The organism is Bdellovibrio sp., assembly GCF_047637665.1.
GTDB lineage: Bacteria > Bdellovibrionota > Bdellovibrionia > Bdellovibrionales > Bdellovibrionaceae > Bdellovibrio.
Genome location: NZ_JBLJBT010000028.1, coordinates 24,394 through 36,802, shown reverse-complemented (window position 1 = coordinate 36,802; position 12,409 = coordinate 24,394). Strand labels below are relative to the sequence as shown.

Here is a 12,409-nt window from a genome sequence, read left to right as displayed (position 1 = left end):
TAACACCCTCATTTTTGCGATATGAGACTTCGATAAGCTTTAGAGGGGGATTCCTTGAGAATCGTGTTATTTTTGATGTTGCTATCACTGACTCAAACCGCAACCGCATCCCAAACAGGTTGGTTGGTTCAGGTGAAGCCTCAGTTTCGACAAATCGTTCAGTCACTCCACTATTCGCCAATGAACGTTGGCGCAAATATTCAAGCTCTTGCGACGGGACAGCATTTTGTTTTTCAGGGGGATGACCAATCGGCCGCCGAACTCCGTGCACAACCTTGGGTTCGCAATATTGAGAAAAACAAAATCTACAGATTGGCTCGTATCCCCAATGATCCCGCCTTTGAAAAATCTTGGAACTTAAACAACCAAGGCCAAGCCAGTCCTTTAGGCGATATTGGCAAAGAAGGCGCCGACGTTCATGTTCTGCCTCTTTGGGAAAAAGGCTTCACGGGAAATTCCACCATCAAAGTGGCGGTCATTGACTCGGGAGTTGAATACACCCACTCGGACCTGAAAGAGAACATCTGGATCAATAAAAATGAACTTCCCAATAATGGTTTAGATGACGATCATAACGGCTTCGTCGATGATTATTACGGTTGGGATTTCGTAAAAAAAGATGCCGACCCTAAAGACGAATTGGGACACGGCACTCACTGTGCGGGAATCATTGGAGCGCGTGGTAATGATGGACAAGGAATTGCTGGCGTCAACTGGCAGGTGTCTATTATGTCAATTCGGGCTTTTGATGAAAGAGGCCAGGGAGAGCTCGCCGACATCGTCGAAGCCCTTTATTATGCCCAGCTCATGGGGGCCCAGGTGGTCAACGCCAGTTGGGGTGGTGATCCCTACTCTCAGATCCTCCATGAGGCCATTTCCGATTTAGAAAAAAGTGGTATTCTTTTTGTGGCGGCCGCGGGCAATGACTCCATGGACAATGATCAGATTCCTTTTTATCCCGCGAACTATGATCTGAAAAATATTATTTCTGTCGCTGCAACGGACAACCAGGACCAACTGGCCAACTTTTCTCACTACGGCGCTAAAACTGTTCATATCGCAGCCCCCGGGGTTGGCGTCTATAGTACAGTTTTAAACAACAATTATGATGCCTACAGCGGGACCTCCATGGCCGCCCCTCATGTGGCCGGTGTCGCCGCGTTGTTGTGGTCGATCTTTCCAGAAGAAAGCTATCTGCAAATTAAAAATCGTCTCTTAAAGGGGGCGGACCCTAGTTATAGTTTAAAAAGAAAAATTCTTTCCCACGGCCGTTTGAATGCTTGGAATTCCTATCTGAACATTCGCTCTCCAGAAGCCGAACCAGATCAAACGAACTGGAAAAAGCAAAACGCCAAGGTCGAAAGCTCCCATCCCTATTCAAGTGCCGACAAGTCAAAATGGGAACTGACTCGACCGGGGGCGGCCTACGTGCGAGTGCATTTTTCAAAAATCGATCTTGAAGAAGGGTTCGACAAAATTCAAATTCAAAAAGCCGATGGCACGATCGTCGAAGAAATTTCCTTTAACTCCGAAGATTACACTTCGGAGTCCGTCATGGGCGATAAGATTATTATTCAAATGAAGGCCGATCTGTCTCTTGAGAAATGGGGCTTTCTCATTGATCGGCTGGAATGGATCGACAAATAGTCGGCGAACCTCGCCAAGGGGCCCTGGGCCGCCTTGGCGAATCTAAAACAGGTCAAAGCTTAAGCAGCCATGCGCTGAGCATCTTCCCCGGCAACAATACAGTTCAGAATTCCCACGCTGCCCAAAAGAGTCTCGGACTGAGCCGAAAGCTCTTTGGCGGCAGTCGCAGCCTCCTCAGAGGACGCGGCATTTTGTTGAGTCACTTGATCTAGTTGATTCATCGCTTGGCCAATTTGCGCAATTCCATGGGACTGCTCTTCACTGGCTGTCGCAATTTCACCGTTTAAATCCGAAACCTTTTTCACGGCAGAAACAATCTCTGCAAGAACAACACCTCCCTGGCGGGCTTGAGCGTTGCCTCGTTCGATCTTCTCAACACTTCCACTAATTAAAGTCGCAATATTTTTCGCCGACTCGGCACTTCGTTGTGCCAAGTTACGGACCGCTTCCGCGACGACCGCAAAACCTTTACCTTGTTCTCCGGCCCGAGCGGCTTCCACCGCCGCATTGAGAGCCAAAAGATTCGTTTGGAAAGCGATGTCATCAATGACTAAAGTGATTTCAGCAATTTTTTTAGAATCTGACGAAATACTCTGAATTGATTCAATCAGAGTGCTAATTTCCTTTTCACCTTTCAGAGCCACTTCCCGCGTTGAAGAAGCCAGTGCCGCAGCCTGCTTCGCATTCTCGGAATTGACCTTCACCATGGAGGTCAACTCTTCCATTGTTGCCACCGTTTCCTCCAAGGAAGCGGCCTGTTGGGAGGCCGCCTGAGATAGAGAAAAAGACGAGGTCGAAATCTGCTCTGCCACTTGAGTCACGTGATTTGCTCCCCCCGCTAATTCCTTGGCGACCGCACTGATAGCCTTTGACAAAGAGATCGCAAAAAAGACACCGAAAGCCAATCCACCAAGAAGTCCAACACTAATTACAACCAGCATCGCACTGTTAGTCTGGCTATTTGTCGTTTGAGCTTCTTTAACAAATTGAGCCCCGTTGCTTCTTTGAAAAGCCACCAATTTCGTCATGGCCTCATCATAGTTTCTCGCCGCCTCCATACAATCATAGAAAAAGATCTTCATCATTTTTTCATGATCTTCAGGAGTTCCCGAGCGATAATACTTAAGAACCGTTTCTCCTATGGACTTAAAGGAACTCCAAGTCGCATCGACCTTGTCATGAAGTTCTTTTTCCCCTGGAATAAATTGACCACTTTTATAGATCTTATTGTGCTGCTCATATTCTGCGATGTTGGCTTCAACATCTTTTACAAACGCAGCCCCTTGTTCTTTGCTCAATCCCGGAAGTCCTAAACTGCGCAAGCTGATGCGCACCCCTCGAAAATTCAGATACATCTGGTCTGCCGTTTGTATGTTGGGCAAAACACCTTCGGATACTTTTTCATAACTAGCAGCCAAGTCCCTCATGCCAAAAAAGGAAAATCCTCCTACGATAATCGGAACAAGAGACATAAAAAGACACAGAAACAAAAGTTTCACTTTAAGACTCATTTTTGATCCGAACATAAGAATCTCCTCTTAACTTTGGGCATTTGACTGTACCAGAAGTGCAATATCGTCGACCGCGGCCGCAAGCTCCCCTTCAATAAAATAAATTCCCGATGAACCATGAGGCTCTTGCGTCTTGAGTTGTGCCAAACACGGCCCGCCAATTACGACGGTGCGATGAATCTTCTGCAAATCATTCCAATTTTTTAAAACCGTAGCCGCTTCCAAAGACGAAATGCAGACGACATCGGGTTTAATCGTGGAAGAGGCCTGCTGAAGATCCGCCAATGGAAGATTGACTCCCAGATAGTAGACCTGCCAGCCTTTTAACATCATGAAGGCGGCCAGCAATAACAATCCCCCCTCATGAAGCTCCCCGGGAGGCGTTGCCAAAAGGGCCTTCGGTAGATGAGGATTCACTCTGTGGGGTCTAAAGTAATTCAACAGGCGCATACGTAAAAAACTCCAACAAAAATGCTCTTGCGCCACATTGATCGCCGACCTCTCCCAATCACTCCCAACTTGCATCAGCAACTTGGGGTAGATCAGTTCCAATAAGTCTGTTTCGCTTAGACGCATACCAATTCTCGACATCTGCTCTTCGGCAGACAGGATGTCGTATCTATAAAGGGCCTCTAATACCATCGACAAACCTTCACTCAAGGTTTGCGAGGGAGTCTTAATGTTACCGACCGCGATCTTTGCACTCTCTTCTGCGGCGGAAACATGGTGAATCGCTTCTCGAGGCTTCATGCCACCTTTGCATAAATTCGCCACCTCACGAATTCGATTCACTTCTTCGATAGCATAGAGGCGATGGCCCCCTTGCGAGCGCTGCGGTTTGGGAAATCCATATCTCTTTTCCCAATTTCGCAAAGTCGCCTGGGGAAGCCCCGTCAGCTGATTCACTTGATCAATGTCCAGGAGAGAATCTATTATCGACATACTTAGGTACCTTATCGGTTGTTTTGATTAATTCATTAGCCATATGATAATATTTTTTTTAATCAAAATATGTGAAATATAATCACGAGAGAAATTATTCGTCTCAATCTTAGACAAAAGTATGAAGCCGACTCCCAAAAAAAATGAGGTGTTCGACAGTCTCGTCCTATGCTTTTTAGCGCCACCCCGGCGACCTTCTTGAAGGAGCTACTCCCGACACCCTAACCTGATATCAATAACAAGGAGGCCCTTATGTACAGCAAAGCCAAAATCGCAGGCCATCCCATTCACCCGATGCTGGTGGGATTTCCTATCACGTTTTATGTCATGACATTCCTGGGATTTTTAACTTATCAAACAATCAGCTCCGATATTTTTTGGTTCAAACTTGGCTACTTCTGCAACTTTGCCGCTGTGATTACAGCTCTCGTTGCCGCCGTGCCTGGTTTTATAGACTGGGCCTTAGGAATTCCCAATCAAACTCAAGCCAAGCGCCGTGGTCTCACGCACATGGTGCTGAATCTGATCACTCTCGGCCTCTATGCCATCAACGCTTACCTTATCAGCGGAAGCTGGAACACCGGTGATATCGGCCTAGGCACATCTCTGTTTCTATCTGCTGTGGGTTTGATTTTCTTAACAGGTGCTGGCTATTATGGCTGGGAGATGATCGGTCGCTACAAGGTGGGCGTCGACATGAGTGCCGAACAAGAACGCCTTGAGGAACGCTACGAGGAAAAACAGCCTCCTCTTTATCACTAAGTCTGCAAACACTCCCTTGCCGAACTTACGACGGCAAGGGAGATCTTAGAGCTTCAACGATTTTGCATTCACCGCCACAATTACCGTACTTAGCGACATCAGCACCGCCCCCAAGGCCGGACTCAAAAGAATTCCCATTTTATATAGAACTCCCGCAGCTAAAGGCATGGCGATTATATTATATCCGGAAGCCCACCAAATATTTTGCAGCATCTTTTTATAGGTAACCCTGGCTAAATCAATAATCGCAACAACGTCTTGAGGATTGCTTCTCACTAAAATAATATCTGCGACCTCAATAGCAACATCCGTCCCAGCGCCGATCGCAATTCCTATATCCGCCTGAGCTAAAGCCGGAGCATCGTTCACTCCATCTCCGGTCATAGCCACGATCAAACCTCGCGACTGAACCTCCTTGATCTTCTCTGATTTTTGATGCGGCAAAACTTCTGCGAAATATTCATCTAGACCGATTTCTTCGGCCACCCACCGAGCCACCAATTTATTGTCGCCTGTGAGCATCATACATTTGATTCCCAAACGTTGAAGATGTTGAATAGCCAACCTTGATTCTGTTCGAATAATGTCAGCCAATGCGATCGCACCCGCCAAACTCCCTTCTACTAAAACAAATACAACCGTCTTTCCTTGAGAGGAGAGTCTTGCAATTTCCTCTTCTTTACTCGGGATACTAATTTTATTTTCCTTTAAAAATCCAGGACTGACGACAGTGACTTTTTTCCCATCCACTCGTCCTTCCGCTCCTTTTCCGGGGATCGCCTTAAAATCGCTGACAGCCCTTCTTTCTGGGGCGGCAGCGACCACTCCTTTGGCCAGAGGATGCTCTGAATGAGTCTCCACCGCTGCGGCCAAGCACAGCACTTCTTTCTCAGAAAAAAGCGGAGAAAAAACGATGGTGTCCGTGACTCCAAACTTTCCTTCAGTCAATGTTCCCGTTTTATCAAAAATGACAGCGTCAATGTCTCGAGATTTTTCAAAAGCAGCCCGATCACGAATCAAAAGGCCATGGGTTGCGGCGATTGCCGTGGATACAGCCACCACCAATGGCACCGCAAGTCCCAGAGCGTGGGGACAGGCAATCACCATCACGGTCACAGCTCTCTCAATAGCAAATTCCAAACTTTGCTTTGTCAAAAAAAGCCAGGACACTAATGTTATCGCCCCACCAACAACGGCGACAATTGTCAAAATCATTGCGGCCCGATTAGCCAGATCTTGCGTCCTCGATTTGCTTTCTTGAGCCTCGCGCACAAGCTCGATGACCTGACTGAGATAGGACTCTTTTCCCATCTTCTTCACTTCGGCCTCCAGAGAGCCTTCTCCATTTAAGGCTCCACCAATTAATCTGTCTCCTGATGCCTTTACAACGGGTGTTGATTCCCCGGTAAGCATGGACTCGTCCACTGCTGACATTCCTCTGATCACGACACTATCGGCGGGAATCTTTTCTCCAGGACGAATCAAGATTTGGTCCCGTAAAGTCAGTTGCTCAATAGAGACATCTTGAATACTGCCATCAGAAATAATTTTATGCGCTAGGGCCGGCATCAACCTTGCCAATTCTTCTAATGCCCGCGAAGCCCCCATCACGGAGTTCATTTCTATCCAATGTCCCAATAACATAATGTCAATCAAGGTCGCCAATTCCCAAAAAAACTCCATGCCTGGAAAACCAAGAACAACGAGTGTAGAATAGAAATACGCCGTGCTAATCGCCAAAGCGATCAAGGTCATCATCCCCGGCTTGTGCTTCCTTATTTCGTCAAACAATCCCTTAAGGAAGGGAGATCCTCCATAGAAGAAGACCACAGAAGAAAGTGCCCAAAGCACGTACTGATCTCCTTGGAATCGCAACCTTGTTCCCAAGTTTAAAAAGTGCTGAATCATGGGAGATAGAAACAAAATTGGAACAGTCAATATTAAAGACACCCAAAATCGTCTGCGAAAATCAGCCACCATATTGGCATGATGAGAGTGAGACCCGTGATGGTGGTGATGACTTTCATGATCTTGCATCTTTTAAGTTTGCCACCGACGGGATCAAATATAAAAAATGAATTCTCTGTTCTGTAAAATGACACCGATCAAAACGTGTCTAGGAAGCCTGAACAGATTCCTCTTTTATAAATGACAAAATAAGAATGGCCAGGGCGGCTCCGCAGGCGCCATAAATAAAAGTATAGGAAGCTCCGAAATGGTCCCAAATAAAACCCGCAACAGAGCTTGCAAAGATTGTTGCTAACCCCGTCGCAGTCCCCAGAACACCAAGGCCCGTCGCTTTAAGGGAGGGATCAATAAGATCCACAGCATATGCCTTCCCCACCCCATCCGTCGCCGCCATGTAGATACCATAGACGCCAAAGAGCAGCCAAAAGTGCCATTCGGAAGTCGCATATCCGAAAAAGAGATAAACTATCGCAAAAACCGAAAGCCCAGAGATTAAAACAACTCGTCGACCCATTTTGTCAGAGAGGCGCCCCAAATAAGGACTCGCTAAAGAGTACAGTAAATTATAGAAGGCGTACAAAACCACCGTTTTAGTAAGACTCAATCCAGACTTTTGCGCTTTTAAAAGCAAGAAAACATCACTTGAATTCGCAAGTGAAAATAGAGTCCATGCAAAAATATAGGATTTGAACTTCGGCTTAAATAGCTTCAAAGAGACGACAATCTTTTTGGGTGGCTCCGTGGTCCGTTTTTTCTCCTCTTGAATTGTCAATGCCACAATGACCGCCAACACCCCAGGAATCAGGGCCCAATAATAAAGAGAACGAAGATCCTGCGACGTCATGTTTAAAAATACCAACGCCAACAGAGGACCTATGGCTGCCCCCAACGTATCCATACCTCGATGCCAACCAAAAGCCGCCCCTCTGAGGCTGAAAGGAACAGCCTCGGCCAGCAAGGCATCCCGCGGACTCGAGCGGATTCCTTTTCCAAATCGGTCCACCACTCTAGCACTCAACACCTGCCCCCAGGAGCCGGCTGCGCCGATAAGCGGTTTTGCCAACGCGCTCAAAAGATAACCCAACCAAATAAAAGTTTTTCGCTTTTGCAACTGATCCGACCACTTTCCAGAGTAGGTTTTCAAAAGACTGGCCACACCCTCAGCAACCCCCTCAATAAGCCCCACAGAAAACATCGAAGCCCCTAAGACCGTTGTCAAAAAAATGGGAGTGATCGGATAAAGCATTTCACTGGAAATGTCGGCAAACAGGGATACCAGTCCCAGTCTCACCACGGTGGCATTTAAAACTTTTGGAGACTTCTCGTCGCTAGTCATATCAAGTAAGTCTCGTATTTTGAGGCCCCCCCGTCAACCTGTGCCCTCGCAATCGAAAAAATAACGATTCTTGCCACTGTCAAAAAGAGTGACAGTCCAAGCTCCTCAAATCAGGCCCCTATTTATTCTGAGCAAGTCTTCTTTTTGCAACTTATTTGAGGTGGAGGTCTTTATGAAGCTCAAGTCCTTGCTTTTTTTAGCTGCCCTGACAATAGCTCCCCAAGCCTGGAGTGCCCAGGAGGTGGATGCTTTCCAGGTGAATGAAGTGGTCTATGATCTTGCCACCCGAAGTCCCTATGTGGTTTATAAAATCAATCAGGAACACAACTACCTTTTCTTGAAAAAAGACGCTCAAGACCCCGATGTTTTGCCTCGCAAACCTTCCGAGGTTACAAAACTCACCACGCCTGAAAATATTGAAATGGAAAAAGCCAAACTCCAGTCTCTGAAATCTGGTGACATCGTGAGCTTCTACAACAACTCTCTCAAAGGTTTCGATTATGGGACCGTGGCAAATACCTTTGCCGATGGAATGCTCACCTTCCGCGTACGCACCTTCCATGACGGCGGAAGTTACATCACCTTCAATGACTACCGCGCTCACATCAGCCAAGTGGGAGTGCCTGTCGCGGAACTCAATGGTTTTAAGGCCGGACAGAAAATCTGTTTTAAGGGAGAAAAAGGAGATCTAGACACCGTCTTTACCAACGGCACTGGAAAAATGGTGATGGGCGACTTCTTTGGCGCTCGCTTCTTGATCTTTGAACGTTGGAAGATCGTTGACCTTTCCAAACTTGACTCTTGCGAATAAAAATCACGGCTGACTCAAGGATCCCCCCTGGTCAGCCGCTTCTTTATCTTTTTATTTCTTCTGAATCTTTCTTAAAATAATTTCCAACGGACAAAACTTAGTGAAACTGGACTGAAGCAGATTCACTCCTACAAAGGCCGTAAAAAACAGCCAGTACTGTGAATGAAAGTGGGCCAACATTAAGCTAACTAAAATAAATGTTCCTGCAAAAGCCCGAATTTGATTTTCAATGGTCATACGTCACTTCCTTCTGTTTTCATTTCATTATGAATGACTCGCGCACGAGTCTTTCCAACAAGCCAATAATAAAGAACCGGAACCGCAAAACGACTTAACACCGTCGCAGCCACCTCCCCAAAGATCAAGCTCACAGCCAGTCCTTGGAAAATAGGATCGGCCAACATCACAGAACTTCCCACCACTACAGCGGCGGCAGTCAAAAGCATCGGTCTGAATCTCAGAACCCCGGCACTCACCACGGCCTCTTTAAGACCCATGCCCTGTCCCAGTTGATGCTCGATAAAGTCCACCAGGATAATTGAATTTCGCACAATAATTCCGGCGCCCGCGATAAATCCGATCATCGATGTCGCCGTAAAATAAGATCCCATCATGGCATGACCAGGCAAAATACCGATCAAACTTAAAGGAATCGGCGTCATAATCACCAAAGGAACGGCGAAACTTCTAAACCAACCCAACACCAAGATATAAATCAGAACCATCACGACACCAAAAGCGCCGCCAAGATCTCGGAACACTTCGTAAGTGATGAACCACTCTCCGTCCCACTTCACAACAGGCGCATTGGTGTTCCAAGGAACATCCGCCGTTTGCAAGGGGTATTTGATCTGCGGAGCCAACTTCAAGATCCCATAGACCGGAGCCTCTTCACTTCCCGACAATTCACTCATAACATAAGAAACAGGTTTTAAGTTCTTTCTATGCAAAACCTGATTGGGAATTTCTTTGGGAGCCTTTAAAACTCTTTCCGCCTCAACAGATCCTGATTCAAAAGAAGGAACCATCAAACCTTCAAAAGGACGACTTCCTGATCTGGCTTTTTGTTCAAAAGAAAGATCCACATTCACGTCTTCAGGAGAGTTCACATCCTGCAAGCTGGTCACGGGAGTCTCTGAGAACACCAATCGCCCCAAAGCCATTAGCTCGGAGGATTTTGTTCCAAAGACCCCTCCTTGCGCCTGATCGTATTCATAGACTTTTCTAGGACGTCCCCCGCGAAGGGTCGTGTCCAGGTCCACCACGCTGGGCTCATTTGCAAACACCTGTTCAATTTCTTTCGTCACCAGTTCCCGAGACTTTTCGTCAGGCCCATAAACTTCCGCCATCATCGTGGCCAGAACGGGAGGACCCGGAGGAATCTCCAAAACCTTCGTGATCGCCTGTTTTTCTTTTGCAAACTCTTGAATTACAGGACGAAGGCTTTCAATGATCTCGTGACTGGAAACCTTACGCTGACCTTTCTCTGTCAAAACGATCTGCAAATCGTTTTGATAGTCGGCATTGCGCAAGAAGGTGTGCTTCACCATTCCCGAAAAAGAATAGGGAGCGGATTCTCCAGCAAAAACTTGCACCGCTTCAACCTCTTTATGCTGAAGAATTCTTTGCGCCAGTTCCGTCGACCATACTTTCCCTTGTAAAAGAGGTGTCGTCACAGGGTAATCGATCAAAACTTGAAACTCTTGTTTGTTATCAAACGGAAGCATCTTCACTTTAACCGACTTAAAGTAAACCAAGCTAGAGGCGGCGATCAAAAGAACCACCGTAAAGGCGCCAAAAGCCAACGCCGTCTTTTTAGTGTTTAGCAACGCCTCCATCACTTTTTGATAAAGAAGATCCAGCTTACTGACCTTCGGGGCCTCGGGCTTGTCGCTCTCGTGATGATGATTCTTGAGCAGTTTCACCGCCGCCCAAGGAGTCACAATGAATGCCACAAAAAGAGATAATATCATGGCAAAGCTTGCACCTACAGGAATCGGCTTCATGTAAGGGCCCATCAGCCCGCGCACGAAGGCCATCGGCAAAATTGCCGCAATCACCGTAAAGGTCGCAAGGATCGTCGGATTACCCACTTCAGAAACGGCCTTGATCGTGGCTTTCACCAAACCATCTTTGTGATTTTCCTTAAGATGTCTTTCAATATTTTCCACAACCACGATCGCATCGTCCACCAGAATACCGATAGAGAAGATCAATGCAAACAAAGTCACCCGATTCAGCGTATAGCCCATCAGGTAATAGATGGCCAAAGTCAAAGCCAAGGTCACGGGGATCGCAATCGCCACAACCAGAGAAGCCCTGATTCCCATAAATAGAGCAATCAACGCCGATACAGAAAGAGTCGCTAACAACAAGTGCTCAATCAATTCGTTGGACTTGTCCTCGGCTGTAGATCCGTAATCCCGAACCACGGTCATTTTAATATCAGTGCCGACTTCTTCAGGACGCTCCTTCAAAAAGGTCTCGGCTCTTTGCAGAAGCTCTTTCGATAATGTCACCACGTTCGTGCCTTTGCGTTTTGCAAAAACGATGGACACGGCCTTTTCAGGTTCTTTGTTTTTTTCCAATAGAACAGAACTTCGCACCAACTCTTCAGGGCCGTCAGTCACTTGCGCCACGTCTTTAACTAAAACAACCCGACCGGCTCTTTGACCGATAGCTAGGTTCGAAATCTCTGCGGCCGAACGAAGGCGTCCTCCCACTTCGACATCGAAGACTTCCTTATCGCTCCAGTTTTTACCTGCAGGAGCCAAGGCATCATTGGCCTTAAGCGACTGCATAAGGGCAAATAAAGAAACCCCATGGGACTGAAGTTTGCGTGGGTCGGCAACAACTCGCACAGCCCGCTTCTGTCCTCCCAAAAGTTCAACCCGAGCCAAGTCCGGCGTACTGGAGAGTTCTCTTGCTAAAGGAGCCACGGCTGTTCTGAGTTGATACTCACTCAACTTGTTGGAAGTGAATGTCAAAACCATGAACGGCACATCATCAATAGAAAATGACCTCACTTGCGAGTTTAAAGCGTTCTCGGGAAGAGACGATTTAATAGTCATCAGCTTGTGATGAATTTTCACCAAACTTGGCTCCATGGGTTCGCCCACTTTAAAGCGCACCGTCACCAAGCTGCCATGGGCCTGACTGCTAGAGTAAACGTACTCAACGCCGTCCAAACCCCACACCGCCCGTTCAATGGGTTCGGTCACCTTCCGTTCGACTTCCTTCGCCGTATAACCCGGCACCGGCGTCATAATATCAATCATCGGAACTGAAATTTGTGGTTCTTCCTCTTTAGGAGTCAAATAGACGGCCATCAACCCCAGCAAAATACTCGCGATCGCAATGACCGGAGTCAGCTTTGAGTGAACAAAGGTCTGTCCAAGTTTTCCTGCAAAACCAAGTTTATCTTTTTTCATA

General features: G+C 47.0%; 9 protein-coding genes. 3 read left to right on the top strand and 6 right to left on the bottom strand.

The features are described 5' to 3' along the window. The first annotated feature begins 63 nt into the window (after window positions 1-63). The gene (locus ACM64D_RS10020) at window positions 64-1,647 is read left to right on the top strand and encodes a S8 family peptidase (RefSeq protein WP_415063105.1); all 1,584 of its coding nucleotides are present in this window, start codon (window positions 64-66) and stop codon (window positions 1,645-1,647) included. A 59-nt stretch (window positions 1,648-1,706) separates the two neighbouring features. On the opposite strand, the gene ACM64D_RS10015 is transcribed toward ACM64D_RS10020, so the two are convergent. Further along, window positions 1,707-3,173, bottom strand: a complete 1,467-nt coding sequence (locus ACM64D_RS10015; protein WP_415063073.1) for a methyl-accepting chemotaxis protein — start codon at window positions 3,171-3,173, stop codon at window positions 1,707-1,709. Between the two features lie 12 nt (window positions 3,174-3,185). Beyond that, window positions 3,186-4,100, bottom strand: coding sequence for a cobalamin-dependent protein (locus ACM64D_RS10010; protein WP_415063072.1), 915 nt, complete (start codon window positions 4,098-4,100; stop codon window positions 3,186-3,188). Between the two features lie 252 nt (window positions 4,101-4,352). Between ACM64D_RS10010 and ACM64D_RS10005 the strand changes: the two genes are divergently transcribed. Then, window positions 4,353-4,862 (top strand): DUF2231 domain-containing protein, encoded by a 510-nt coding sequence (locus ACM64D_RS10005; RefSeq protein ID WP_415063071.1) that lies wholly within the window; start codon window positions 4,353-4,355, stop codon window positions 4,860-4,862. 45 nt (window positions 4,863-4,907) lie between these two features. Here the strand turns inward: ACM64D_RS10005 and ACM64D_RS10000 are convergent, their stop codons facing one another. Both ACM64D_RS10000 and ACM64D_RS09995 read right to left on the bottom strand, forming a co-directional pair. Then, a complete protein-coding gene (locus tag ACM64D_RS10000) occupies window positions 4,908-6,899 on the bottom strand; it encodes a copper-translocating P-type ATPase (RefSeq protein WP_415063070.1) in 1,992 nt (663 codons plus the stop codon). Window positions 6,900-6,978: 79 nt separating this feature from the next. After that, window positions 6,979-8,166 (bottom strand): MFS transporter, encoded by a 1,188-nt coding sequence (locus ACM64D_RS09995; RefSeq protein ID WP_415063069.1) that lies wholly within the window; start codon window positions 8,164-8,166, stop codon window positions 6,979-6,981. Between the two features lie 172 nt (window positions 8,167-8,338). On the opposite strand from ACM64D_RS09995, the gene ACM64D_RS09990 reads away from it, so the two are divergent. Next, a complete protein-coding gene (locus tag ACM64D_RS09990; RefSeq protein ID WP_415063068.1) occupies window positions 8,339-8,977 on the top strand; it encodes a hypothetical protein in 639 nt (212 codons plus the stop codon). Window positions 8,978-9,028: 51 nt separating this feature from the next. On the opposite strand, the gene ACM64D_RS09985 is transcribed toward ACM64D_RS09990, so the two are convergent. Beyond that, window positions 9,029-9,214 carry a DUF2892 domain-containing protein gene (locus ACM64D_RS09985; RefSeq protein ID WP_415063067.1) on the bottom strand — a complete coding sequence of 62 codons (186 nt, stop codon included), beginning with the start codon at window positions 9,212-9,214 and terminating at the stop codon, window positions 9,029-9,031. Then, on the bottom strand, window positions 9,211-12,408 hold the full coding sequence (locus tag ACM64D_RS09980; RefSeq protein WP_415063066.1) for an efflux RND transporter permease subunit: 3,198 nt from the start codon (window positions 12,406-12,408) through the stop codon (window positions 9,211-9,213). The genes ACM64D_RS09985 and ACM64D_RS09980 overlap by 4 nt, the downstream gene beginning before the upstream one ends. Window position 12,409: the final 1 nt, after the last annotated feature.